The following is a 26,316-nucleotide window of genomic DNA, read 5'->3' on the forward strand; positions in this document are numbered from 1 at the left end:
TGCAAGAGATAGTGATCATCATATTGAGGAAAAAATTATTATTCGTGAGGCAAACTCCACTATTTCAAACCGAAAATCCGTGTTTTGGTGAGATAATGAGGCAAACGCAACTAGTAGTGAGGCTAACCTAACTATCGCCCCTCGAAAACCCGTGTTCCAGTGCCCTAATGAGGCAAATGCAACTATCAGTGAGGTAAACGAAATGAATAGTTTCGTTTGCCTCACTGACGGGCGAGAACAAGCATTTTACCTTAGGAATAGTGAGGACAGCCTCATTAACAATGAGGTTTTCTACACGAAGCGCACGATTCGTTGCATAACCCCAGTCCGAGCGAGTTTTCGTAACGTTCTCAGCCTTTGACGCAGCTTCACATAAATGAACCGGACACTGCGTCTCGTTTGTGCATGCTTCAGCTTAAGCCTGTCAACCGCGGGTTTCCCGGCGGTTGCCTCGAGCGGCCCCATTAGCTAGGTGCAGCTAACTTACCAATTGTCGTTGACTTACCTATTGCCATTCCGCACGCCGTTTCCTAAGCTTCGCCTTTAAAGCAAGAGCCTTAACCCGCATAACGGGTTAAGGCTTCGTTCACATTTAACGATACGTCCTGCGCAAAACCTCGCCTGCCGGGACGTGATGTTCGGTGCCGTTCTCCAAAACCGGCTGCCCGTTCACGATCACGTACTGGATGCCCTCCGGGTAGGAGCGCGGTTTTTCGTAAGTCGCCGTATCTTTGACGGTATGTTCATTGAACAATACCAGGTCCGCCTTCATCCCTTGGCGAATCAAGCCGCGATCGGAAAAGCCGATAATGCGGGCCGGCTGCGAAGTCATCCTCCGGATGCATTCCTCGAGCGTAAATACGTTCTCGTCTCTCGTATAATGGCCGAGCACCTTAGGGAAGGAGCCGTAAGCCCGCGGATGCGGTTCGCCGCCCAGCAAGCCGTCGGTGCAGATCGTCCCTGCCGGATGGCTCATGATCGCGGATATGGACGGCTCATCCATGACGAAGTCGATCATGCCGACGGCGTTCCGCTCCTCGAGGATCAAGGAAAATGCCGCTTCGATCGGATCCTCGATACCTTTCAGCTCGGCGATTTCCTTCAAGCTTTTGCCTACCAGATTCCGGTTGGCTTCCGAGCCGGTAGAAGTAACGAATATGCCTTCCGGACCTGCCCATGCATAGATGCTGTCCCAGCCCTTCAGGCCCGTGCGGATTTCGGACGCCATTCTCGCTTTATCCTCCGGACGCGCGAGCCGCTCCAGCAGCTTCGGCGTCCCGCCTTCATGCGCCCATCCGGGCAATATGGCGCTAAGCATCGTGCTTCCCGCCGTGTACGGATACTGGTCGAAGGTAACCTCAAGCCCCTCCGCCCGGGCAGCATCGAGCTTCGCAAGCACCGCCGCGGTTTTCGGCCAGTTCAGCCTGCCGCAAACCTTGAAGTGCGAAAAATGCAGATGAACGCCGGTTCTGCGCGTAATATCGATCAATTCGTCCATCGATTCGAGAATCTCGTCGCCTTCGCTCCGCTGGTGCACGATGAACGGTACGCCGTACTCCGCGGCTACCTCGCAAAGCCCTTCAATTTCCTTATAGTGTGCATACATGCACGGCAAATAAATCAGCCCGCTGGACAGTCCGCAACCGCCTTGATCCAGCCCTTCCCGAAGCAGCAGCTTCATTTGTTCGATTTCTTCATCCGTCGCTTCGCGATCGTCGAGGCCGATGACCATCATCCGCAAATTGCCGTGCGGCACGAGGTACGCCATATTGTAGGACGGCTTCGCTTTTTCGATTTTCGTCAAATAGCTGTCGACATCCGTCCAATCCCACTCGATTGCAGGCGTCCCGTCCAGTCCCGACAAATTGCCCTGCCAGTGCTGCAGGAAAGCGTGCGACAGCGGAGCCGCCGAAATGCCGTCCTGTCCGAGCAGATCCGTCGTGATGCCTTGCCGGATTTTGGCCGCCAAATATGGCGTTTCCATAATGAACAGATCGGAGTGGCAGTGCATGTCTATAAACCCGGGAGTGACCGTCAAGCCGTTCGCATCAATCGTTTGGCGCGCTTCCGATGTTTTGATTTTGCCGATGTGAACGATTTGATCGCCAACAATGCCAATATCGCTATAATACCAAGGACTGCCGCTGCCATCTATAATTTTTCCACCTCGAATTACAAGATCATACATGCGCGATCCCTCCCGACTGCAATGAAAATGCTTTAGCCATAGCATAATAGCCTTCCGCCGCCCGAATCAACTGGTTGATTTCGACATACTCGTCGACGATATGCGCCATATGCTCGTACGACGGTCCGAAACCGACGGTCGGCACGCTCGCGATCCCCGCGCTGTAGCTTCCGTTCGTGCAAAATTGATAGCTGCCGATTTTGGACTGGATACCGGCTTTATGGAGCGCCTTCAGGCTCATCAGCACATAAGGATGATCGACCTCCATCAGCCATGCCGGATAGAAGCGCTTGCTGCTCAGCACCACTCCCGTATAGCAAGGCAGCGATTGCTCCGCAAGCGTTATGTCCACTCCCGCCTCCGACATCCGGCGGTATTCTTCAAGCACGCTTTGCTCGTCTTCACCAACCAGCAGTCTTCTGTCTATCGTAACGGTGCATTGGTCAGGCACGACCGATTTGCCCGGATACGGAGAGGAGATGATGTCGGTTACAACCGAGATGCCTTGACCGAGCTGAACATGCTCCTTCGGAGGAAGCAACGCCAGATTGTTCAGGAACGGCAGCATGCCGGTAATCGCATTGACGCCGAATTGCGGATTCGAAGAATGCGCCGTTTGCCCGTAGGCTTGCACTCTGATTTCGGCGCGGCCGCGCTGGCCGATATTCAAGTTTAACCCGGTCGACTCGCCGATGACGACGAGGTCCGGCCGAACGGCGTCCATGACCGTTTTCAGCGAAACGCCTTCGAACACTTCCTCATAAACGGTGCCCGAAACGTAGATGTCGCCGGGCCATTGTCCCCCGCCGCGCTTCAGCTCCGCCGCTGCGAAAACCATCGCCGCGACCGCGCCCTTCATATCGGAGGTGCCTCTGCCGTATATTTTGCCGTTATCGATTTCGCCGCCGAACGGATCGAACGTCCATTTGGACGGATCGCTGACCGGCACCGTATCGATATGACCATCGAACAGGATGGAGGGGCCCGGGAGGCCGCCGCTTATTTTGCCGATGACGCTCCCGTTCGGATCGATCCATGCTTCGTCGAAGCCGAGCTCCGTCATTTTCAGCCGGATCGCCTCCGCCGCTTTTTGCTCTGCGCCCGATAGGCTTTCTATAGCGACAAGTTCCCGGCAAAACTGAATAAGTTCGTCTTCTCTTGTAATCATAAGGTTATCCTCTCCGTTCGCTCGATGCTGATAGGTTCACTTTCGCTTTCGCTTGAGTAACCGCCGTTCCAGACAATTTTTCGGTAGTGCTCGGGATCCGTATCCCCTTCCGTATTGATCAGCAAAATCGTGGAGTCGGGACCTAAACCCAGCCGCTCCTTGGCTTCCTTCAGTCTGGCATCGGTCATCAAAAGGTGCACGATGCCGGCCGTAACGGCGCCGGACTCGCCCGCTATCACTCTCGGATCGTCCGCAAGCGGATTACCCAATACCCGCATGCCTTTGGCTGCGACATAATCCGGGCAGGAGACGAACAGGTCGCAATAGTCGTCGATGATGCTCCACGCGATCGGGTTCGGCTCGCCGCAAGCAAGACCGGCCATAATCGTGTTCATGTCGCCTCCGACCATTCTCGGCTTGCCGTCCATCGCGAGCGCCGAGCGGTAAAAGCAATCCGCCTTGTCCGGCTCAACGATCACCATCGAAGGCCTGGCCTCGCCGTACATGGAAACGAACAACCCTTGGATCGAAGCCGCGAACGAACCGACGCCGGCTTGCAGGAAAATATGCGTCGGCTTTTCCTTGCCGAGCTCCTTCATCTGCTCGATCGCCTCGAGACCGATTGTCGAGTAGCCCTGCATAATCCAAGCCGGGAACTGCTCATACCCTTCCCAAGCGGTATCCTGCACGACAACCCAGCCGCGCTCGGCCGCAAGCTCTGCGCACAGGCGGACGCATTCGTCGTAATTCATCTCTTCGATGCGCGCTTCCGCGCCATGCGCTTGAATCGCATGCAGCCGGATCAGCGAGGAACCCTTCGGCATGTAAACGACCGCTTTCTGTCCGAGCTGCTGCGCCGCCCAGGCGACGCCCCTGCCGTGATTGCCGTCGGTGGCCGTCACGAATGTGATATCGCCAAGCTTGCGCTTCGTTTCCTCCGACTTCAGAAGCTCGAACGACAGCTCCTCGATCGGCATTTCGAGACGCTCCGCCAAATATTTGGCAATAGCGTATGCGGCGCCCAGCACCTTGAAAGCGTTAAGGCCGAACCGGTACGATTCGTCCTTGACGAATATATCCGAAACGCCGAGGTGTACGGATAGCCGGGATAAACGCCTAAGGGGCGTTATGCTGTAATCCTCGCAGGTTCTGTGGAAATTTCTCGCTTTAGCCGCCACGTGCTTGCTTAGGAAGCCGGTCGGACTTTTGGGCGTTTTCTCTCCCGCTTTCTCGTTAAACTTATAGTTAATCGTATTCATACCGTCTATCTCCTCGTAGTTGCTTGTGATTGCGATGTCACCGATCGCTTAAAGCGGATTGCCGAAATCCCGTAAAATGCCGGCGTAGGCTTTCGGCTGCGGTTTGGCAAACGTCAGTACCTTGCTCGTCCTCGCGCCGAGCTCGGCGAATGCTTCGCAAAACTTGACGGCCGCAAGCAAACCGTCGATGACCGGTATGCCGGCCTCCCTTTCTATCGCTTCCCGATGCAGCGAGAGGGACGCGCAGCCCAGAATGACGGACTCCGCGCCGTCCTCCTCGACCGCTTTCCGGCACAGCTCCACCGCTCGCCGGATCGAGTTTTCGGGATCATTGTGAATATCCAATACGCTGATGGAAGTCGGACGTACGCTGCGAAGCTTTCTTTCCATCCCGTAGCGATAAACGAGCTGCTCCATCATCACCTTCGACCGGTTAAGCGCGGACAAAATCGTGAAGCTCGGCGACAGCATGGAAGCCATATGCATAGCCGCTTCCGCAATACCGAGCACAGGCTTGCTCGTCAGCTCGCGGGCTCCCCATAAGCCCGGTTCTCCGAAACACGCGATGACATAGCCGTCCGCCGGGTCCTCTTGCTCGCTCCGGGCAATTTCGTGAAACACGCCTGCAGCGGCCAAATGATCGTCATAGTAGGATTCGATGGAAGCCGGCCCCATCGGCGGGCTGACGGCAATCAGCTCCGTAGTCGGGCGGACCCATGCTTGTGCAAGCCACTGCAAGGTTTGCGTTAAAGAAACGGTCGTATTCGGGTTAATCATTTTTATTTTCATGCCTGCACCGTCGGCTGCTGCTTGGAAATATTGCTCAGCTCCTCGCCGATCGTGCCGCTCGGCTCCATGTCCTTCGGCAGCGCTCCTTTGGTCTGCTTGATGATGCGAGCTGCGGCATAATAACCGACGAAACCGAGGAAAATCCCGACAAACCAGGCGTATTCATAAAGCCAGGATAAAGAATCGACGAATTGTCCGGTCATGACGATGGCCGTTCCGGCAACCATAATCGACAGAGAAGTAAGGTTGTAGCCTTTGTAAGCCCTGTATCGGCCGTTCGCCAGGAACAACTCCGGCACATCCAGCCGCTGCTTGCGTATGAGGAAAAAGTCCGCGATCAGAATGCCCGTTATCGGGCCCAGCATCGCCCCTACGTTGTTCAAAATTCCGTACAGCACCGTGGGATTCTCCATCAGCTTCCAAGGCATATAGATGAAGGAAATAATGATCGCGACCAATGACCCGCGCCAGAAATTGAACACCTTCGGAAACAAGTTGACGAGATCGTATGCCGGAGAGATCAAGTTCGCCGGGATATTGATCGAGATTGTCGCAATCGTCAGCAGGATGCCGCCGAAGATGCTCAAATACGGATTGTTGATTTCCAGCAGCAGATCGGCCGGGTTCCAGATCGCCTTGCCGTAAATAACGACGGAAGCGGACACAATTAAAGCCGACATGCCGTAGAAAACTAGCGTCGCAATAGGAAGGCCGATCATCGTTCCCCAGAACTGCTCGCGGTTCGAACGAGCGAAACGGGTAATATCCGGAATGTTCAGCACCATGGACGCCCAGCTGCCGCTAATATAGAGCGCTACCGCCGGAATAAAATATTTGAAGACGAACGATACGTTGGTCTCGTATTTGGAAGGCTCGTGGAACAAGGTACCGATTCCGTTTGCATGCGACACCGCCCATACGACCAGCACGCCGAGGACGACGAAAATCATCGGACCCGCCCAGTGCTCGAACTTTTTGACGGTATCCATGCCTCTTCTGACCACAAGCGTATTGAGCGACCAGTAAACGATCATCGCGATCCACAAGCTCCCCGACGCGCCCAGAAAATGAATCTCGTTCAAATTCCGCCATGGCTCAATGACAGCCGACAAAAGAAGATTAACCGCCGTCGCCCCAAGATAGCTCTGCACGCCGAACCAGCCGATAGCGACGATACCGCGGATCAGCGCCGGGATATTCGCGCCGTATACGCCGAAGGCCGATCGCGCCCATACCGGAAAAGGAATGCCGTGACGCGCGCCGACCCTGCCTACAAGTCCGATCAAAAACGTTTGGATCAGGTTGCCGACAATCGCGATCGTCAGCGCCTGGCCGATGGACATGCCCATCAAAATCAGTCCGCCAAGCCAAGTAAAGTTGTATACGTTGTGAACCATCCCCATCCATAGCGTCGAGAAACTCCACCACGTCCACGTACGCTGCGCGATCGGCGTAGGCGCTAGATCGGGATTCGTCAGATTGGGATCGCCTTGAATGACAGGATCGTATTTCTGATGCATGCTCGATGTTTGTTCCATGGGAGCACCCTCTCTTAATCAGGTTTTAACGGGTTGCACAGATTATTTGTTATACGCTGCCGTAATCGCCGGGTCGATGCTGCGGTGGAGAAATTGCCCGTCGCCGCGGCTGCCGCGGAACATGCCGTCTTCGACGATAACCTTTCCTTTGGCGATCGTCATGACCGGGTAGCCTTTCACGACCAGTCCTTCATATAAGCTGTAGTCGAGGTTGTTATGCAAAACTTCCGGCGAGATCGTCACTTCTTTGTCCATGTCCACCAATACGATGTCCGCGTCGCTGCCTGGCGCGATAATGCCTTTTTGCGGGAAGCAGCCGAACAGCTTGGCGACGTTGGTGCTTGTAATCTCACATACCTTGTTGATGCTGATTCTGCCTTTGGAAACGCCTTCAGAAAGCAGTATCGGAAGCCTCGTTTCGATTCCCGCCACCCCGTTGACCACCTTCGTAAAATCGGGAATGACCGCGTCGTCCGCATCCTTCTGCAGAAACATCGACTTCTCTTCCTTCGAGTAAGCGCAATCATCCGAGCCTGTAACCGTGATACTCCCGTTTCGAATGCCGTCCCACAGCTTCTCCGCTTCTTCGGCGGTTCTGAGCGGCGGCGAGCAAATCGCCAAATAGCCAAGCTCCGGATCGTTGTAAAGCTCGTCCGACAGCATCAAATATTGCGGACACGTCTCCACGTACACCGGATGGCCTTCCCGCTGCGCCCGGCTGGCGTTTTCGAGCGCTTCGCCGTTCGTCGTATGCACAATCAGAACGGCATTTCCGACATATTTCGACAAATGTACGGCACGGCTAACCGCCTCCGCCTCGCACAAGACGGGTTTGCTAAGCGGGAAATCCGTCCATCCGAGCTTGCCCTGCCGGCTGAACTGCTCGATATTCGTTTCGGCGATCGCATTGTTCTCCGCATGAATCATCGTTAACGCATTATGCTCCTTCGCCTTCTGAAAAACCTTGACCATCGTCTCGTCGTCGGCCATGACGCCTTCTTTTTTGTAGGTCATAAAAAGCTTCAACGAAGGACAGCCCAGCTCCGCAACCTTGCCGATTTCATCCAATATCGACTCCGGCGCTTCTACGATTTTGACATGGATGCCGTAATCGATCGCCGACTTGCTCATCTCTTCCTTGCGCTGCCGAACGGCTTCGACAAGCGAAGTGCCTTTGAAGGTGTTCGTGAAATCCATGAAGGAAGTGACGCCGCCGAAAGCCGCCGCAACGCTTTGCGTGTAAAAATCGTTCGCGCCGATGCAGCCCTGAAACGGTGCCTCGATGTGCATATGAGCGTCGATGACGCCTGGAAGCAAGTATTTCCCCGCCGCATCGATTGTCCGCTTGGCTTCTCCCAGCTGCGAGCGGTCGCCCATTGCGGAAATTTTGCCGTCCTTGATCGCGACGTCGGTTCGTAAGGTGCCGTAAGGAGATACGACCATCCCGTTAGTAATCACCAGATCATTCAAAACAACCATCTCCTGCCTCACTTAGAAGATTAGCAACTTGATTAAGTTCCTTGCGAAAAGTATATCGCCATCCAAACGAAGATAATAGTATCGCTTTGATACTTTGATTGCGCTTACATTTTAATTTTGAAGGGATACAGCTGAATTTTCGACCGAGTATCAAAATGATACGTCGAATTAATTTGAGACTTTTTGCGGTTGATTTAAAACGCTTAGCAAAGAGACCGCGAGCGGTTCCTTATAAAGACTATAATTCATAAACGGCGCATTTTTAAACCGGTATGGGTTTCCAGCAAAAACGCTGACAGTCTGCTGTCATCGTATATGGTTTATAATAGATTTAACGTATATGGTAGAACGACCGGCGGCATGCAGCGCAGCACATTCAACGCTCGGCGCGCAAGAAAGATTCATTAGGAGGCTATGCCCTTATGCCTGACGCTCCAAAGCAATCATTAATAAATAAAGCAAGCCGGACCGTTGCGGGTAACATATCCGTACAAGCCGAAACGGAAGCTATGCCTAACGCTCCAAAGCAATCATCCGATAAAAAAAGCGGCCGGCTCGTCGCGGGGAAATCAGCCGTTGATCAAGCAGAAATGTCTCGCTCGACACCGAATGTTTTTCCGGAAGCCTCAGTAGTTCCGATCAAAGGCGATACTTCGCCTGTGCTTGGCAAGCGCGAGCTGAACCGGGCGCTGTTGGCGCGGCAGCTGCTGCTGCGCCGGTCAAGCCTGTCCGCGCTCGAGGCGATCGGGCATTTGGCCGGCATGCAGGCCCAAGTCCCCAATCCGCCCTACTTCGGCCTTTGGACAAGGCTGAAGGACTTCCGTCAGGAAGATCTGTCACAGTTATACATGGAGCACAAGGTCGTGCGAATCGCGCTCATGCGATCGACGATTCATCTGGTTACCTCGGACGATTGCCTTTTCCTGCGTCCGCTTATCCAGCCCGTGCTGGAGCGCGGCTTCAAAGGCCCCTACGGCCGCAAGCTCGCCGGCGCCGATATCGATGCGGTCGCCGACGCGGGCAGAGCGCTCGTCGAGGAACGGCCGCGCACGTTCCACGAGCTGGGCAAGCTGCTGCACGAAGCATGGCCTGAAAGCGGCGCCGACGCGCTCTCCGCTGCCGTCCGCACATACGTGCCGCTCGTTCAAGTCCCGCCCCGCGGCTTATGGGGCGAAAGCGGAGCGGCCGCCCATACGTCGGCCGAAGCATGGCTCGGCCGTCCCCTAACCTCCGATGCTTCGGCGGAGGAGCTGGTTTGCCGCTACCTCGCAGCCTTCGGCCCGGCCACCGTCAAGGATATCCAGGTCTGGTCGGGGCTGACCAAGCTGCGCGAGACAGTGGATCGGCTGCGGCCGCGGCTGCTGACTTTCCGCGATGAACGCGGCAATGAGCTGTTCGATTTGCCGGACGCTCCGCGGCCGGATCCCAATACGCCCGCCCCGCCCCGCTTCCTGGGAGAATTCGACAATATGCTGCTGTCCTACGACGACCGCTCCCGGATCATTGCAGACGAGTATCGCCCGCTCGTGTTTACCGAGAACGGGATCATTCGCGCAGCCATTCTTGTCGACGGCTTCGTGCGGGGCATATGGAAAATCGAACGTAGCAAAAGCGAAGCCGTTCTGGTCATCGAATCGTTTGCGCCGCTAACCGCGTTGCAAACGGCCGAATTGGCGGAGGAAGGCGCCAAACTGCTCGATTTTGCCGCGCCGGATGCCGGCAGCCGGGATGTTCGTTTCGTTTCACGAACTTGAAAGTGTAAGGCGACAGCAATGTCGTAAGATATACGTCCTTGCCTCTTATCGCCTGTCTGGGTCATTGGCTTCGTTCACGCGGTCGTCCTCGGGACCTGAAAGCGCTAGATGATAGCAAAACCGGATAATACCTGCCTCTCCTGCCGCCTATCCGGGATCGCTTTGTTTCTCGCGCATGACTTCAGCCCCCCTTCCCCTTTTCCGCGTACATCTGACCTTGAAGGATTTCAGGAGCTGACTGTTGAAATGTTACTAAGACTTTTGGATTTGCCGGCACGTCGAACTATAATGAAGAAAACTGCCTATTTAGGCGGGAAAGGCGGTTAACGTTGCATGAACGCAATCGTATCAAAAAATTGGGTATTGGCACGTTTATATGAACCCGACATCGTCATCGCGGACTGCCGTTTTTTGCTCGGAAAGCCCGATGTGGGCCGTGAGGCCTATTTGGAGGCGCATATACCGGGAGCGGTTTATCTCGATTTGGAAAAAGACCTCTCCGCGCCGATCTGCGAACATGGAGGCCGGCATCCGCTGCCGGATATCGACAAGTTTGTACAAAGCTTAAGCAAAGCGGGAATCGGCAACGATACACGGGTTGTCGCTTACGACGATCAAGGCGGGGCGATGGCTTCGAGGCTTTGGTGGCTTTTGCGCTATTTGGGCCATTCGACGGTTTATGTGATGGACGAGGGCTTTTCTGCCTGGCAGAAAGCAAGCTTTCCAGTCTCCGCCGAGCAAAAAGTGATCGTACCGGCATCGTTCGTCCCTCATCCGCAAGTTGAGCTTGTCGTCAGCGTTGAGGAAGTGAAAGCGAAGCTGCATACGGCAGGCACCATGCTGATCGATTCCCGCGAAGCTCCCCGCTATCGCGGCGAGGTCGAACCGATCGACCCGGTCGCGGGCCATATCCCCGGCGCGATCAACCGCTTCTGGAGCGAAGGCCGCCGCGCCGACGGCTCGTGGAAATCGCCGGAGGAACAAGCTGAGCGCTTCGCCGATCTGTCGCGGGACGACGAGCTCATCGTCTACTGCGGCTCGGGCGTGACGGCGTGCCCGAACGTGCTCGCCTTAACAGAAGCAGGTTTCGACAAGGTGAAGCTGTATGCGGGAAGCTGGAGCGATTGGATTTCTTATGAGGGAAATCCGGTGGCAACGGGAGAAGAAGGGAAGCAGTAAAGCCGCGTCGGACGCGGGTTTGAGGGCTGTGGCAGGATGCCGTTTGAGGATCTGTCGCGGCCCTCTTTCGGCTTTTTTTTCAAATATAAGTTAGCAATCAAACTACCAAGTGAGCCATGAGGGATAGAGAAAGAACTGGTTATATTGGGAGGTTGGATATGGAATTTATTTACGAAGATGACACGCTGGCAGTAGCCATTGTCCAAGCGATCCAAACGGGCGATATTCCATCCCTGAAGCAACTGCTCGTCGAGAATCCAGGGTTGGCAAGGACGAGAATTATCGGAAGAAACAATAGTAAGGAAAGCGGTAGCTGTAAGATGTCTCGGACACTGTTGCATGTGGTGACCGACTGGCCCGGTCACTTCCCAAACAGTTCGGCTACCGTGGGAGTGTTGGTCGAGTTCGGCGCGGAGGTGAACGCTCGTTTCACGGGTTCGAACACCGAGACACCGCTGCATTGGGCTGCGAGCTCCGATGACATTGAAGTTCTTGACGCGCTTCTTGATGCTGGCGCCGACATCGAAGCGCCAGGTGCAGTGATTGCCGATGGCACGCCACTGGACGATGCAGTAGCGTTCGCACAGTGGCGGGCAGCGCATAGGTTGGTTGAACGTGGAGCGCAAATTGCACTCTGGCATGCGGCTGCGCTAGGACAATTGGCTGCAATTGAGGCCTACTTCGCCGGTTCCACACTTTCAGAGCGATACCCTTGGGGAGTAAGTCGCTCTTCACCTCCTGACAAGATCACCGTCGCCTTCTGGTGCGCTTGCCACGGTGGACAACGGCGTTCTGCAGAGTACCTTCTCGACCGTGGTGCTGAACTGAACTGGATTTCGGTTTGGGATGGATTGACCCCACTGGACGCAGCGCAACGTAGTTCTGCTACTGATTTGGTTCAATGGCTGCATAGTCAAGGTGCCAAATCTGCCGGCGAATTGTGAAGGATCAAGAAAACGCTACGCTGCATCAAAATTTTGATAGCTTGAATACCGGCTTCAAAATCTTGCGAATTCCAAAAGCAAATACAGTCATTGCGGTCCATGAACTGCGCTTATTCTGGATGTATTGATCGTTTATTATATAAGTCCGAGTGGAAGTAGGGCTCTTCAGACCGAACTCTTCCCACTTCGCAGGATCATTCCAACCTCCGAGCCTTACAAGCATATTCGCCGACTCGCTATTTACTTTAGCCGGAATTTGCTCGTATGCTTGGGTGATTTGCGCATGAAATTCGTCGATCGGATTGCGGCTAGCAAGACTTTCCAAGTGGATGCCTTCGCGAATGTAAGAAACGTATGCCAGATGGTCAGCCCAGAACTCGTCGATATAAAAAAGCCTTACCCGCTGCTCCGAAGGGCTCATCAGCTTCTCGCCTTTCAAAATTCCGAGCCGCTCCTCGTATAAAATTCGCCTCTGATCCTCCACCATATCCGAATAACAGTTCAGTTCCTGGCGGATATGGAAGTTTTGGCCCATAATAACGCGCTGAATATGCGCGATTTTGTTACGGAGCACCGGCTCTTCGAGAGCCTCATCCTGCCTAGGAGAGCGAATCGCTTTATTGATGCCGAACCGAAGCATCAACTCGTCCTCCAAGCTTACGAAAAATACGGAAGCTCCCGGGTCGCCTTGGCGACCAGAACGCCCGCGCAGTTGGTCGTCGATCCGCACGCTTTCGTTCACATGTGTACCAATCACGTACAACCCGCCCAGCTTGGCGACAACTTCTGCTTGCGTGGGGTTGCCGCCGCCGAGCCGAATGTCGACGCCGCGTCCCGCCATATTCGTAGACACCGTCACGGCGCCGATTTCTCCCGCTTTGGCGATGATCTCGGCTTCTTCTGCGTCGTTCTTCGCATTCAGAACATGGCAAGGTACGTCGGCAACCGCTAGCGCCTCCGCCAGCATGTCAGACTCCTCGACACTTGACGTACCAATGAGAATCGGACGTCCCGTCGTATGGACGGACGAGATTTCTTGTACAAGCGACTTAAGTTTGGCTTCTTTATGGGTATAAATCCGGTGGGGATGGTCGATCCGTATGTTTGGCCGGTTCGGCGGAATTTGCACGACCTGCAGCGCATAAATATCTTCGAATTCCATTGCGGAAGCGTGCGCGGTAGCCGTCATTCCGCAAATATTAGGATATAGGCTAAGGAAGTGTTGAAGGGTGATCGTCCCGAGAACTTTCCCGCCGGCTGTCGACTGCAGCCCTTCTTTGGCCGCAAGCGCGGCTTGCAGCCCATCCGGCAAATACCTGTTCTCCGCCACACGGCCGGTATATTCTTCGATCAGCTCGATTTTCCCGTCCCGGACGATGTAATCGACGTCTTTTTTTAATAACGATTCCACATGCAGCGCGCAATTTAATGACGATAACAAATAACTATTATGGCTTTCGTACAAATTATCGCATCCCAGCAGCGATTCCGCTTTCGCAGAGCCCGCTTCATTCAAATAAACGTTCCGCTGAAACTCGTCGAAATCGTAATGCTCAACTTGCTCGAGCAGCCGAGCCACTTCTGCGAAACGAATGCCGTCGTTGATGGAAGAGCCCGACTCGCCGGCGATGACTAGCGGTACCCGCGCTTCGTCCAGAAGCAGTGAATCCGCCTCGTCGACGATGACGTAGTGGAAAGGACGATGCACGGTATCGGCTTCGTTAAGTGCAATCGTGTCGCGCAAATAATCGAATCCCGCCTCTTTGGCCGTAACATAGGTTATATCGGCGGCGTACGCTTCCCGTTTCTCGGACAGGCTCATACCCGCTTGAACCGGATTTACCGTTAACCCGAGGAAACGATAGATCGGGCCCATCCATTCCGCATCTCGATTTGCCAAATAATCGTTAAAAGTCAGCACATGAACGCCTTCGCCGGTTAGCGCATTTAGATAAGCAGGCATAACAGCAGATAGCGTTTTTCCTTCGCCGGTATGCTGCTCGATCAAAAATCTCTCGTGCAGAGCGATGGCAGCCATGATCTGGACATCGTAAGGCAGTAATCCGAGCTTTCTTTTCGCTGCCTCGCAAACTAGCGCATAGGCATCGATAAGCAGCTCATCCAAAGGCGTACCCGATTTTGCTTCTTTTTGCAGCCGGAGGGATTCCTCTTGAAGCCGCTGATCGTCCCATGCTTCCAAATTCCGTTTCCTGATGAGCTCCGCTTTGTCCCGATAGACTTTCAGCTTTTTCTGGGTATCGAGGTCTTTGAATTTTTGCATCAACTTGGCGGCAATATTCATAGGAATTTGATCTCCCCTCGGTAGAAATACAAGATTTAATGCATTGAATCAACAAGTAACAAAACCACATACTTCCAAACAGCAGCGTCTATTTGACTTCCCCAACCCACTACCGACTGTCACCTCCCCGTTTTAATAGAATCAGACGCGGCTATACTTCCCTATTGTCAGACCATAGACGAGAAATTGGCCCAATCCCAACAATCCGAAAGTGATTAAAGTATAGACAGAATTGGGTGGAAGCAATATGACTGTTCCTGCAGCTATGGGCAAACAATAGCTGTAGTAAATATAGACGTTTCGGCAAGCTTTGAACGTGATCCATTGCTGCCCCTCATCCACTTCCCGAAGTTCAAACGGGATTACGGCCCAGACATTAATGCGGTCTTTCGGATTTCTTCGATTATAAATGCTTACAAGCATCACCCACACCACGCTTAGAGGGACAAAAAAGCAGGCGCCATAAATTCTTCCCGTCGTACTCGAAAGTTCCCCTGACAGCATTATCTTTAATAGGTAAAACAAACCCAACGTGCTGAGAAACAAAGTGGTTGAAAGTAATGGCGAACGCATAATCCGTGTTAACATCTTATTCATCCTCCTCCTTTAAATAAAAAACTTCCTCGACGGGTAACTTGAAAGCTGCGGCAATTTTGAGCGCGAGCGTAATCGATGGGGAGTAATCTCCTTTCTCGATTAACCCTACTGTCTGGCGAGTGGCTCCAATGGCATCCGCGAGGTCTTGCTGAGACCACCTGAAGCGTGCCCTCAGTTCACGAACTTTATTAACAAGCATACGATAGATCCTTTCCAGTCATTGGTTTGAATTATTGTAATTTATATATTTCAAAATGTAAACATTATATTGCATTTTGTAAATCATCATAGTCATTGATATTCAAAAAAGATGACGGAACAGGTTTGTCACAGTCTGTGATGGTCGCCTTGACTCTCCCAATCAAATCCCTTCATCATTATCACAAAATCGGCCTCCTCTTGCGGCGCGCGGTAAGACCTTTGGTCGTCCAGATTTTTGAAAATATTACTTTTCACGCCTGATATAATCTGATAGAGTTGGCAAGTGAGGATGATATTGGAATTTAAACCAAATCAATTCCTGAACTTCCCGTTCAACAGCGTATGCCGCCGCTTTGAAATTAAAATCACTAAGGGGATTGGAATGAAAAAAACGATCATCATTTGGATTGCCGCCATATTGGTCTTGGCAGGCGCAGCCGGCTTTACGGTTTGGAAAATCAACGACGTCAAGGAAAAGAAAGAACTGGCTTTATTAGAGGATATATCGAGCATCCAGGATGACGTGAACAGTTTGTATGCAGACGGCCAAAAAACGAATCTGGCGGATCACATTGACATGAATCGAATCCAGCAATCGCAGGATTTGTTAGGGAAGTATAGCGGCAAAGAGTTATCAGCCCAAGCCACTTTACTATTGAAGCAAGCGTCCACGGATTTAAGCTTCGCAGAAAAAATGTTCGAGATGAAGCAAAGTATCGGCCAGCTTTTTGATGCAAATGGAGCTATTGTCCAAGAAGCCGACATCGACGCTCACAAAGGCCGTTTGGATGCTTTGAGGACGGAAAAACCTAATTTTGCCGACAAAATGATGGTCTTGATTCTGGAAGCAGAGGCTCAGAAGGTGCAAATTGAAGCATCTTCCCGACTGGTCGACGGATTATTTTCATCACCGGATAAATCCACTGTCAAAGAAACCGTCACGCAGACGGAAATTAACGATGCCAAAGCATCGATTGCTACCATTAAGCAAGATAAGGCGAAAACAAGCTTGTTGTCTTATGTGCAGGTTGCTGATGTTTATTTGGATGCCAAGCTAAAAGCGGAGGCAGAAGCCAAAGCCGCGGCAGAAGCTAAAGCAAAGGCCGAGGCAGAAGCCAAAGCTCAAGCCGAAGCGGAAGCCAAAACAAAGGCAAAAAATAATAGCTCCTCTTCGCCCAAGAACGCTGGCCAAACGCCGGACCTCGAAGGCTGGTCTCTGTATAGCACAGGAGACGCCTCCTTACTATTGAAATATTTATTGTCGGGAGAGGTCGTAAAATACAACGGCCAATACTGGGCCTCGCCATCTTTAGTGGACAAATTGGCGAATCCGGAAGTTCACGTCTTTGAAACCAAAAGCAACTGAGTTGCACCGCTCAATTGAAATGAGTTATGAGGGGAATTCGGACACAGGTTTCAGGGCTGTAACAGGTTTCTGGTAGGCGACCTGTCGCAGCCCTCTTTGTTTTTTCGTTCAACAATTTGCAACCAGCAGACACGTGCATCTACGCCAAAAAGACACGGGAATGATCCATTCCCGTGTCTTTTTGGAAATCGGCGTTATGCTGCCGATCAATCTTCGAACTCGACGTTATGATACACTTGCTGTACGTCTTCGAGGTCTTCCAGGACATCGATCATCTTCTCGAACTGGGGCTGCGCGTCCGGCGGCAGCGTGACGTACGTCTGCGGCATCATGACGATTTCCGCTGTCGTAAACTCCGTAATGCCTGCGTTGCGGAACACCTCCTGCACGAGATGGAACTGATCCGGCTCAGCGTAAACGATCACTTCCTCGTCTTCTTCGACGATGTCGCGTATGCCGGCGTCCGCCGCCAACAGCAACTCCATCACTTCGTCGGTCGATTTCTCCGCGATGCCGAATACGGCGGTAGTGTCGAACATGTAGGCGACCGATCCGTTGACACCCATGTTGCCGCCGTTCTTATTGAATGCGGAGCGAACGTCGGAGGCGGTGCGGTTAACGTTGTTGGTCAGCGCATCAACGATGACCATTGAGCCGTTCGGTCCGAATCCTTCGTAACGAAGCTCGACGTAGTTCTCGTCTCCGCTGCCTTTCGCTTTCTCGAGAGCGCGATCGATGATCGCTTTCGGCACGTTGTACGTTTTGGCTCGTTCGAGAACAACCTTCAGTGCCCGGTTCGATTCCGGATCAGGCTCTCCCTTCTTGGCCGCTACGTAGATTTCAACTCCGAATTTGGCGTAGATGCGGCTTGTGTTGGCGTCCTTCGAAGCTTTTTTCTCCTTGATATTGTTCCATTTGCGTCCCATGACACGATTCCTTTCCCTTTGTGCAGTTTCCTGTCGAACAGGCTCTTCTTATATACTCTAACCAAAATTCGGGTCGAAGAAAAGGGCACGGGCGATTCTTGCACGCATAAAATGATCTCTCCTTTCAAAATAGATGCAAAAAAGCCTCCCAAAGTTGGCCGGCAGGTTAGCGGAAACCGCTGCGCTCGGAATAATTTTGTAGTATTCTTGAGATGACTTTCCAGGAAAGAAGGGGGATTTCAATGAACCAAACTAACTTGGTTGTCAGCCTGATCCAAATTTTTCTCCCCTTAGTTTTGGCCTTTCTATTTGTGTACAAGTATGTAGATATCCGCACAAAAACTACCCATTTTGTTTGTCCGTTATGTCGGAGTCGTTTTAAATTATCGAAAAGCCAGTTTGCGTTTGCCCTAAAAACGGGTGCATTAAATGAACGAGTGGTTACTTGTCCCGCTTGCGGATACAAAGGCAGGATGCCAATTATAAAGGATTAGCGGAGACGAAAGTTCAACATTGAGGGGGTTGCAAACAACCCGTCAACTAGTTGCAAACGTTCCCCGATCGTCCATTTCCTAGCCCTCTCCACCCCTTCGTTGCATCACATTACTTCACTAAGCCTTTCCATGGCAGTTATTCGGCTCGCTCCATCCATAGGTGGATGACTCGCCTCGGTTTAAACCACATTATTCCGCCAGCCCCGCCCTCCCATAGGCTTCTAGCTCCCAACGTTCAAGTGTGTCAGAGGAGTCGTCACACATGGGCGCCGGCCTATCCTCGGATGCACTCCCGCCGCGCTGCTCCGCCCCCCTACTTTTTGGCGTTGGAACTTTTCAAACATGGGGGTTGCTGGGGCGAAGCAGGTAGAAATTGCTACGTACCGAAGGTTTTTGTTCATATTGAGTTCAAATAAATGTCGTAAAATGTAGTCGCACATGCGGAAAGGGGGAAGGCGGATGCCCAAAGTGCTGGTTGTAGACGATGACGCGCACATTCGCGAACTGGTACGGCTCTACCTCGAAGATGAAGGAATCGAAGTCGTGCAGAAGGGAAACGGATCCGAAGCGCTGGAATACGCCGAAAATCATTCGCCCGATTTGGTCGTCCTAGATATCATGATGCCGGGAATGGACGGTTGGGACTTGTGCGCCAAGCTCCGCGAGCTTGCGGACATGCCGATTCTCATGATTACCGCAAAAGGCGAGCCGGCGGACCGGATCAAAGGCTTTAAGCTGGGTACCGACGATTATCTCGCGAAGCCGTTCGACCCGATGGAGCTTACGCTGCGGGTCAAGGCGCTATTGAAACGTTACCGGATCGCCTGTTCCCAAACGGTCCGGCTTGGCGATCTCCAGTTGGACCGCAAAAGCTACCAGGTGGTGAACAAGGACGGTCTGAAGGTCACCCTGCCGATGAAAGAATTCGAACTGCTCTACAAGTTCGGAAGTTATCCGGGGCAGTTGTTCACCCGGGATCATCTGATCGGGGAAATTTGGGGAATGGATTACGAAGGAGACGAGCGGACCGTAGACGTTCACATCAAGAGGCTTCGGGAGCGCTTCGCCGAACACGAGTCGGATTTCCGCATTGTAACGCTGCGCGGTCTCGGCTACCGTCTGGAGGTGTACCGGGATTAAATCGCTCTATACCCGCATCGTCCTCCTCTTCGTCGGCGTCATCGTTGTCAGCCTCATCATCGCCTCCATCGCGTCTACGCTTCTGTTCCAGAAACCGTTTGAGCAGACGCTGGAGAACAGCTTGTTGTCGAACGGCAAGCAAATGATTCAGACCTACCGTTCGTCCGCCGGTACGGAACTGATTCCTTTCATGAACAACGTTTCCAGCATATCGATTTATGCGATTCAACTGTTCGACGCCTCCGGCAAGCCTTTGCTGGAAGCCAGGTCGGAGCCTGTCGTTCCCGATGCGGAACGGATTCGTCACGTGTTGGCCGGCGGCGTGGCCCGAGACATCGGGAACGAAGGGCGGTATCCGATGGTCGGACTTCCATTTCCGGTTGACGGCAAGTCCTATGCCTTATTCGTCATGCTGAAGAGCAACGAATTATGGATGCAGTCGAACAAAGAAGTCAACACGGAGCTGGTGACCGTCTTCCTGATCGGAAGTTCACTTGTTCTGGCCGCCGCGCGATTCATCGTGAAGCCGCTTCTTCGGCTGAGAGATGCGGCCGGGCGAATGGCTCAGGGCCATTTTGACGTTCAGCTCCGGACGAACCGCGAGGACGAGATCGGACAGCTTAACGCGAGCTTTAACGAGATGGCGCAGGAGCTTGCCAAGCTGGACCGGATGAGGCGGGAATTCGTGGCGAACGTATCGCATGAGATCCAGTCACCGCTGACGTCCATCTCCGGTTTCGCCAAGGCATTGAAGCAGAAACGCATGAGCGAGGAAAGCCGGATGTATTACCTGACGATTATCGAGGAAGAAAGCGATAGGTTGTCCAGAATCAGCCAAAACCTGCTACGGCTTTCTTCCTTGCAGCACGATCCTCATCCCGTCCAATCGGCGGCTTTCCGGCTTGACGAACAGCTCCGCAAGGTCGTCATCGCCCTCGAACCGCAATGGTCAGGTAAAGAGATCGCCGTTGAGTTGGACCTGGACCCGGTAACCGTCCATGCGGACGAGGATCAACTCGGCCAGGTATGGACGAATTTGCTGGGCAACGGCATTAAGTTCACTCCTGTCCGCGGAAGAGTCCGTATTCGCGTCTATGCCGACGGTCGGTCGGCGATCGTCCGCATAACGGACAACGGCATCGGAATACCGGAGGACCAGCGGACGGATATTTTCAAGCCGTTCCATAAAGCAGACAAGGCCCGTGACCGCGCCGTCAGCGGAAGCGGACTGGGTCTCTCCATCGCCAAACAAATCGTGGATATGCATGAAGGGGAAATTCGGGCGGATGAAGGGCCGGGCGGAGGTTCGAGTTTCACGGTGAAGCTGCCGCTCAGAAAGAGCCTGTGACAACCGCATAGCCACATCTAACTGATTTCATCACAATCGGAGGCCGCCGGCCTCCGATTGTTTTTTTGTAACGCTCCGTTCATTTTCAATTCAAATACGACGCTTATAGTGTCCCTAGATGAATGAAAGGAGAGAGCTTACATGAGAATTAGGCATTTCGGACGGACCGGCGTGAATGTACAGGGATGAAACGGGCGACGGAGTTGCAATTCGGAGAATTTACAAGAAAGCAGGACAATACATTACTTTTACAGTTGGAGGAAAATTATGCGTAAATCTATTAGTCGTTGGGTAAAGCGCGTGGGTATCGCCTTCTTTATCCTTGCAATCGCTCTAGTCTCGATCGGTGCCATTTATGAACAGGCGGCTCGCAGCCGGGCCGTCAAGGATTACCCTGCGCCTGGAAGGCTTGTGGACATAGGCGGCGGTCGCCAGATCCATCTGAATTGCGAGGGTCAAGGCACGCCGCTCGTCGTGCTTGAAGCAGGTGCCGACACAAGCGGATCTGCGCTATGGCAACCCGTGCAGGAACAGGTCGCCCGGTTCACGCGGGTTTGCTCCTATGACCGGGCCGGCATTATGTGGAGCGATCCGGCCAAGGGTCAGCGAAACAGTATCGCCATTGCCGAAGATCTTCACAAGGCCCTTAGTGCTGCAAATGAAAAACCGCCTTATGTTTTGGTCGGTGCGTCCATGGGCGGCCCATATGTCATGACATTCACCAAGTTCTATGGAAAAGAGGTCGCCGGGATGGTTCTGGTCGACGCCTCGCATCCTGACCAGACCGCGCGCCTCGCTTTGGCCACAGGCGAACCGGAGAGCGATCCGATTCCAATCGCGTTTCGCGCCCTTGCCGCAATTGCGTGGTCCGGTTTGCCGAGACTTGTGCTTCCCGATGCTGAAGTCCCGGAGCTGCCGTCCCAGACGGCTAAAGCGATCACGGCCTATCAACCGACATCGCTTAAAGCCGCCTTCGCGGAGGCAGCCGTATTCGAAGATTCGCTGCGCGAAGCCGGCACATTTCGCACCCTCGGCAACCTGCCCCTCGCCGTGCTCTCCAGAGGAAAGCCTTGGAGCGCTTTCAGCGAAGCCGAACGCTCCGCAAGCGGCCTCACGCGCGAACAGTTCAATGGTGCGGAAGCAGCTTGGGCAAGCATGCAAGCCGAGGAAGCCGGTTGGTCCTCCAACAGCACGCACCAAGTTCTCGCAGACTCCAGCCACGTTATACAGTTGGAGCGCCCGGACGCGATCATTGCTGCTATTAAGGACGTCGTTGGAAAGGTAACGCGCGAAGATGCAAATCCCTAGTAGAACCTCCCGGAAGCTCCTGCCTGCACATAGGGTTAAGCAGAAGTTAAGTCCAAACAATCTTACGAAATAAAGTTATAACCGGACAATCCAATCGCGACGGGAGAAGAGCAAGAACTGAAAGTCCGTGTCGGGCGCGGTTTTGGGGCTGCGACAGGCTGCCGAGAGGTAGAATGTCGCTGCCTTTTTTGATTTTCTCGTTCAACAGCTTGCAAATAAAAACGAGGAATGCAGTTGCAGGAAACACGAGGGCAGTCAGCATGTTGCCCTAGCAGCTCCGATCGCGTCATTCGACTTTTTCCAGTACTTACGTCGCTGTTTCCGTTTATTCGAAGCATATCCCGACGGCTATATCCCCCTCTTCGAATACAAGATCTATTTTAGCTGCATGTCTCTCGCCTATATGATTTTTCGCATAGAATCGTTCAGATGCTCCTTAAAAGATAAATTCGATATGATTTTTCATACAGATTTATCGGATTTGCTCTAATGAGGCAAAATCTATTCGATTATTCACATACACTGCTAATCTGCGTAAGTTGAGCCATCAAATCAAATCGGGACTTTGAATGGAACCTACATATTCATAGGAGATAACCCGTCCAGAAACCCCTCGTTCTACGGCTCGAAACTTTCCTTTATCAACAAGCATGCGGCAGTACTTAATGACAGTCATCGTATGGAGTTCCAGTTCCTTTGCCGCTTCAGTCGGGCGAATGACACGATTGTGGCGAATAGCCGCTCGCATCAAGTCACGTTCAATTTTTGAAAAAGATTTTCTACCCGCATTTCCAGCTAGAGACTCAGCAGACAGATAAGGGTATAGGCTGTTCCGTAAGGCGAAGAGAATGAACGAAGGGTTCTCTGTTAACTCGTCCAGGGAAATTGAATAGACGGAACAGTCTTGGGCTTGAAGAAAAAGCCCTCAACGAACAAACGATTGCCGTAGCCATGGCCGCGCTTGAGCGCATCGAGGCGTTCCCCCTTTCTTCGCTTTAGATGATCGTTCATCCATTTCTCATGCTCAATTTGAAAGCTCATTTTCAATCCCTCGCTTCGTCGTTCGCTTAATCGTAACAAGGATAAACGGCTTCGCCGTCCTAAACGCTTTCGAAGAAAGCGGCTTCGTAAGCATAAGCTAAGGACAGGCGCGTTTACCGGTGAAATATCAGGCTCAAGCAATTGTGAAACATATAAACTCCGATATTTGCACAAAAAACCCCGCCTCCTTTCGGATGTTGAAAGGAGACGGGGCATTCTTTGCCACTAGGCTGTTACAGCTATTTCCAGTGTGCCACGAAATTTGACGGATTGCAAATAACTCAATTTCAGAAAACGCCCATTTTATACCTTCTTGCAAAGAGCTTGCTCAAAACTTCTTACATTTCAACCACGGATTGGAACTGATACAATGACAAACGAGGACGTAAATAAAGCTCCATATAAATAACTCTGCAGGAGGCATTTTATATATGAATCGTTTGGATACGGATATAATTGTCGATACGGATCAAGGTACGGACGTAATCGAGATGCAGCCGGGGCAATGCGTCGTTATACAATGCAATCACAATATCGGTACCACGTTTATTCGCTCGTTGACGGGAGAGGACGTATCCTCCTGCTACCGGGTTTCCTACCGCGGGGAACTCCTGCCGTTGGCCGGTCCGGCGGCCGTCAAGCATGTCGGCATTCGCTGTTTGGATGACGGGTTGTATGAGCGGTTGAAAGTGAAAGAGTTCTTGTTATTTTGGATGGAGCTGCATGACGTTCGGGCTCCGCTCGGCGAAATGCTAAGTCAAATCGGGTTATCGGAGAAAGCAAATGAAAAGATAGCCAAGCTTAGCTATTCCGAAAAACGGCTGCTCGGCTTTGCCAAAAGTATTCTTCATGACCCTGACCTTATCGTCTGGGAAGATCCGGAGCAAAACCTCGATTTAGAGAGCTGCATGCTTGTCCGAAGGATGATAGACGGACTGATTCAAAAAAATAAAGCCGTTCTCGTTACGTGCTCGACTTTGGAGCAGGCGCTCTCGATATCGAATCGCATCTTCCGGCTGACCGGGAGCTCGATAACGCCGATTACCGTACAAGAACAAATGGAGCTCAGTGAGCCCGAGCCCGGCGCGGATAACGAAGAACTTGCGGCGGAAAGCAGCGAGCTGCAAGAGCAAACGCCGAGGCTTGCTAAGCTGATTGTAAAAACGGAAGACAAATATGTGTTCATCGATCCTAGGGAGATCCGCTATATCGAAAGCGTCGAAGGCATGACTTACTTGTATACGAAGGATGCCGGTATTACCTGTACCTGGACGCTGGCGGAACTGGAGGACCGGCTCAAACGGTTTCGGTTTTATCGGTGCCACCGCTCCTATATCGTCAATCTGGATTCCATAACGGAATTGATTGTATGGAGCCGCAACAGCTATAGTCTTGTTCTGAATGACGATAAGAAGTCCAAGATTCCGTTATCCAGGGGAAAATTTGATGAAATAAAGGCGATTGTCGGGCTGTAAGGTTGCTCCGTTCGCGCCCAAAATAGCGGCATTCAGCCTGAAAAAAGCGCATTTCATCGAGAAATTGCGGTTTTCAGGCTGTTTTGTTCTTATTCTGGAGTCGAGCAAGCAGGCAACCTATACAAGGGAAGGTGTAATCATCATGCAGTCCGTCATTGAGGTCGAAAACCTCGAAAAGCTGTACAAAAACAAACAAGCTTTAAAGAAGATCAGCTTTCAAGTCCGCCATGGCGAAATATTCGGATTTCTCGGCCCCAGCGGCTCCGGGAAAACGACAACGGTGAAAATCCTTACTTCTCTGCTGCTCTACACATCGGGGCGAGTGAAGGTGCTTGGTATTGATCCCGGACGAAGCAGGCCATCCGAGTTTTTGAGTAAAATCGGCGTGCTTACGGACAACAGCGGCATCTATGAGCGTCTTAGCGTGTACGAGAATCTCGAATTGTTTTGCCGCTTGTACAGCGTGCCCGAACGAAGAATCGAAACCGTTCTCGAAGCGGTTAATCTGGCCGAAAACAAGCATACGCAGGTCGGACAGCTCTCCAAAGGAATGAAACAACGGGTTACGCTGGCAAGGACGATTTTGCATGAACCGGATATTCTTTTTCTAGATGAGCCCACCTCCGCTTTGGACCCGGTGAATAGCGGCCGTATCCAGGAAACGCTGCGCGAAATGAACCGCAAGGGGACGACGATTTTTTTGACGACGCACAATATGCAGGAGGCTGAGGAGCTTTGCGATCGCGTGGCCTTTCTGAACAATGGGGAAATCTCCGCTTTGGACACCCCGCAAGCCTTGCGTTTGCAGTACAGCGACGGTTCGATTACCGTAACGACACGGCAGGGAAAGCAGCTTGTTCAGCGTAATGAAACGGGAGCGGATTTGATAAAAGAGCTTATGTATAGCGATAATTTGCTGGCTATTAATTCCAACGAACCTACGCTTGGCGACATTTTTGTGAAACTGACGGGGAGGGGACTGGAATGACGTTCTCCATACGCCGCTTTCGAGCGATGGTAAAGAAAGAATGGAAGGATGCGATTCGCAATCCGCAAATATTATTGAATGCGGGGATGCCCATTCTGTTAGCCGTTTTATTCCGGCAAAAGGGAGACGACCCGGACAATCTGGCGTTTTTTTCGATTCCGATCCTGATTGCCATATCCATTACCGGCGCCTTTGTTCAGGCGAATATGATCGCCGAAGAGAAGGAGAAACACACGCTGCGTTCGCTCATGCTGTCCCCTGCTTCAAAGCTGGAGATTCTTGCCGGAAAAAGCGCGACGACGACTTTGTTTGCCCTGATCGTCATTGCGGCTTGTTTGGCGATCTCCGGGGTGCCCGATGTAAATTTCGCTTATTTGACAATCTTGGCGGTTATGCTGCTTCTAATCTTTATGGCATTGGGAACCGCGATCGGCCTTATCGCGCGAACCGCCTCCGAATCGTCCATTGTAGGGCTTCCTTTGCTGCTGCTTTTTATTTTTGGCCCCATATTTGTTCCCAGCCTGGATATGCCTGCCTTGATGAAGATTATTTCATTGCTGCCCTCTCAGCAATTTGTAACGGCTATAACGGAGCTTCTTCAAGACGGAGGGCTGCCGCAGATTGGAGGCTCTCTTCTCAACTTGATCATATGGACGATTCTATCAGGAGCTTTGTGCTTCCTCCTATACGGTAAGAAACGGTTCGATCGATAATGCCGAAACGACACAATTATTGAAAACGGAGGTAAACGGACAATGAACAAAATGACGAAAAATATTTTGATAGGCGTTGTCGTCCTTATCGTATGCTTAATTGTAAGGAAGCTGTGGTT

21 protein-coding genes are annotated in these 26,316 nt (G+C 52.4%); 10 read left to right on the top strand and 11 right to left on the bottom strand.

Features of this window, described 5'->3' with window-relative positions; genetic code table 11:
* Positions 1 to 592: 592 nt before the first annotated feature.
* The 6 genes from DQG23_RS29690 to hydA are packed head-to-tail and all read right to left on the bottom strand — an operon-like array spanning position 593 to position 8,412.
* Positions 593 to 2,188, bottom strand: a complete 1,596-nt coding sequence (locus DQG23_RS29690; RefSeq protein ID WP_113034679.1) for an N-acyl-D-amino-acid deacylase family protein — start codon at positions 2,186 to 2,188, stop codon at positions 593 to 595.
* Complete coding sequence (locus DQG23_RS29695) at positions 2,181 to 3,356, bottom strand: YgeY family selenium metabolism-linked hydrolase (protein ID WP_113034680.1); 1,176 nt, start codon at positions 3,354 to 3,356, stop codon at positions 2,181 to 2,183. The genes DQG23_RS29690 and DQG23_RS29695 overlap by 8 nt, the downstream gene beginning before the upstream one ends.
* A complete protein-coding gene (gene dpaL / locus DQG23_RS29700) occupies positions 3,353 to 4,615 on the bottom strand; it encodes a diaminopropionate ammonia-lyase (RefSeq protein ID WP_113034681.1) in 1,263 nt (420 codons plus the stop codon). The genes DQG23_RS29695 and dpaL overlap by 4 nt, the downstream gene beginning before the upstream one ends.
* Before the next feature lie 48 nt (positions 4,616 to 4,663).
* Positions 4,664 to 5,404, bottom strand: a complete 741-nt coding sequence (locus DQG23_RS29705; protein ID WP_113034682.1) for an aspartate/glutamate racemase family protein — start codon at positions 5,402 to 5,404, stop codon at positions 4,664 to 4,666.
* Positions 5,401 to 6,942, bottom strand: coding sequence for an NCS1 family nucleobase:cation symporter-1 (locus DQG23_RS29710; protein ID WP_113034683.1), 1,542 nt, complete (start codon positions 6,940 to 6,942; stop codon positions 5,401 to 5,403). Before DQG23_RS29710 ends, DQG23_RS29705 begins: the two co-directional genes overlap by 4 nt.
* Positions 6,943 to 6,984: 42 nt before the next feature.
* Positions 6,985 to 8,412, bottom strand: coding sequence for a dihydropyrimidinase (gene hydA, locus DQG23_RS29715; protein WP_113034684.1), 1,428 nt, complete (start codon positions 8,410 to 8,412; stop codon positions 6,985 to 6,987).
* A 431-nt stretch (positions 8,413 to 8,843) separates the two neighbouring features.
* Here hydA and DQG23_RS29720 point away from each other — a divergent pair, with 431 nt between their 5' ends.
* The 3 genes from DQG23_RS29720 to DQG23_RS29730 all read left to right on the top strand — a co-directional run bounded on the left by DQG23_RS29720 (position 8,844) and on the right by DQG23_RS29730 (position 12,298).
* Entirely contained in the window at positions 8,844 to 10,175 is a 1,332-nt protein-coding gene (locus DQG23_RS29720; protein WP_238178103.1) for a winged helix DNA-binding domain-containing protein, read from the top strand.
* 333 nt (positions 10,176 to 10,508) lie between these two features.
* Positions 10,509 to 11,354 (top strand): sulfurtransferase, encoded by an 846-nt coding sequence (locus tag DQG23_RS29725; RefSeq protein ID WP_113034685.1) that lies wholly within the window; start codon positions 10,509 to 10,511, stop codon positions 11,352 to 11,354.
* Between the two features lie 158 nt (positions 11,355 to 11,512).
* Positions 11,513 to 12,298 (top strand): ankyrin repeat domain-containing protein, encoded by a 786-nt coding sequence (locus tag DQG23_RS29730; RefSeq protein WP_113034686.1) that lies wholly within the window; start codon positions 11,513 to 11,515, stop codon positions 12,296 to 12,298.
* A gap of 25 nt (positions 12,299 to 12,323) precedes the next feature.
* Here DQG23_RS29730 and DQG23_RS29735 read toward each other — a convergent pair whose 3' ends face one another.
* The 3 genes from DQG23_RS29735 to DQG23_RS29745 all read right to left on the bottom strand — a co-directional run bounded on the left by DQG23_RS29735 (position 12,324) and on the right by DQG23_RS29745 (position 15,396).
* Positions 12,324 to 14,600, bottom strand: coding sequence for a preprotein translocase subunit SecA (locus tag DQG23_RS29735; RefSeq protein ID WP_113034687.1), 2,277 nt, complete (start codon positions 14,598 to 14,600; stop codon positions 12,324 to 12,326).
* A gap of 141 nt (positions 14,601 to 14,741) precedes the next feature.
* Positions 14,742 to 15,188, bottom strand: a complete 447-nt coding sequence (locus tag DQG23_RS29740) for a hypothetical protein (RefSeq protein WP_113034688.1) — start codon at positions 15,186 to 15,188, stop codon at positions 14,742 to 14,744.
* Between the two features lies 1 nt (position 15,189).
* Positions 15,190 to 15,396 carry a helix-turn-helix transcriptional regulator gene (locus DQG23_RS29745; protein WP_113034689.1) on the bottom strand — a complete coding sequence of 69 codons (207 nt, stop codon included), beginning with the start codon at positions 15,394 to 15,396 and terminating at the stop codon, positions 15,190 to 15,192.
* Positions 15,397 to 15,693: 297 nt separating this feature from the next.
* Between DQG23_RS29745 and DQG23_RS42325 the strand changes: the two genes are divergently transcribed.
* On the top strand, positions 15,694 to 16,764 hold the full coding sequence (locus DQG23_RS42325) for a toxin Cry1Ac domain D-VI-related protein (protein WP_158560760.1): 1,071 nt from the start codon (positions 15,694 to 15,696) through the stop codon (positions 16,762 to 16,764).
* A gap of 206 nt (positions 16,765 to 16,970) precedes the next feature.
* Here the strand turns inward: DQG23_RS42325 and DQG23_RS29755 are convergent, their stop codons facing one another.
* A complete protein-coding gene (locus DQG23_RS29755) occupies positions 16,971 to 17,690 on the bottom strand; it encodes a YebC/PmpR family DNA-binding transcriptional regulator (RefSeq protein WP_113034690.1) in 720 nt (239 codons plus the stop codon).
* A gap of 953 nt (positions 17,691 to 18,643) precedes the next feature.
* Between DQG23_RS29755 and DQG23_RS29765 the strand changes: the two genes are divergently transcribed.
* From DQG23_RS29765 to DQG23_RS29775, 3 genes are all read left to right on the top strand, one after another.
* Positions 18,644 to 19,324, top strand: coding sequence for a response regulator transcription factor (locus tag DQG23_RS29765; protein WP_113034692.1), 681 nt, complete (start codon positions 18,644 to 18,646; stop codon positions 19,322 to 19,324).
* Between the two features lie 124 nt (positions 19,325 to 19,448).
* On the top strand, positions 19,449 to 20,672 hold the full coding sequence (locus tag DQG23_RS29770) for a sensor histidine kinase (protein ID WP_238178104.1): 1,224 nt from the start codon (positions 19,449 to 19,451) through the stop codon (positions 20,670 to 20,672).
* A 267-nt stretch (positions 20,673 to 20,939) separates the two neighbouring features.
* Positions 20,940 to 21,980 carry an alpha/beta fold hydrolase gene (locus DQG23_RS29775; protein ID WP_113034694.1) on the top strand — a complete coding sequence of 347 codons (1,041 nt, stop codon included), beginning with the start codon at positions 20,940 to 20,942 and terminating at the stop codon, positions 21,978 to 21,980.
* A gap of 867 nt (positions 21,981 to 22,847) precedes the next feature.
* Here DQG23_RS29775 and DQG23_RS43140 read toward each other — a convergent pair.
* A complete protein-coding gene (locus tag DQG23_RS43140) occupies positions 22,848 to 23,021 on the bottom strand; it encodes a hypothetical protein (protein ID WP_238178105.1) in 174 nt (57 codons plus the stop codon).
* Positions 23,022 to 23,452: 431 nt separating this feature from the next.
* On the opposite strand from DQG23_RS43140, the gene DQG23_RS29785 reads away from it, so the two are divergent.
* The 3 genes from DQG23_RS29785 to DQG23_RS29795 all read left to right on the top strand — a co-directional run bounded on the left by DQG23_RS29785 (position 23,453) and on the right by DQG23_RS29795 (position 26,197).
* Entirely contained in the window at positions 23,453 to 24,496 is a 1,044-nt protein-coding gene (locus DQG23_RS29785; RefSeq protein ID WP_113034695.1) for a LytTR family transcriptional regulator DNA-binding domain-containing protein, read from the top strand.
* Positions 24,497 to 24,638: 142 nt separating this feature from the next.
* A complete protein-coding gene (locus DQG23_RS29790; protein WP_113034753.1) occupies positions 24,639 to 25,484 on the top strand; it encodes an ABC transporter ATP-binding protein in 846 nt (281 codons plus the stop codon).
* Positions 25,481 to 26,197, top strand: coding sequence for an ABC transporter permease (locus tag DQG23_RS29795; protein WP_113034696.1), 717 nt, complete (start codon positions 25,481 to 25,483; stop codon positions 26,195 to 26,197). The genes DQG23_RS29790 and DQG23_RS29795 overlap by 4 nt, the downstream gene beginning before the upstream one ends.
* Positions 26,198 to 26,316 lie beyond the last annotated feature (119 nt).

This window comes from Paenibacillus contaminans (assembly GCF_003285015.1).
Classification (GTDB): Bacteria; Bacillota; Bacilli; order Paenibacillales; family NBRC-103111; genus Paenibacillus_V; species Paenibacillus_V contaminans.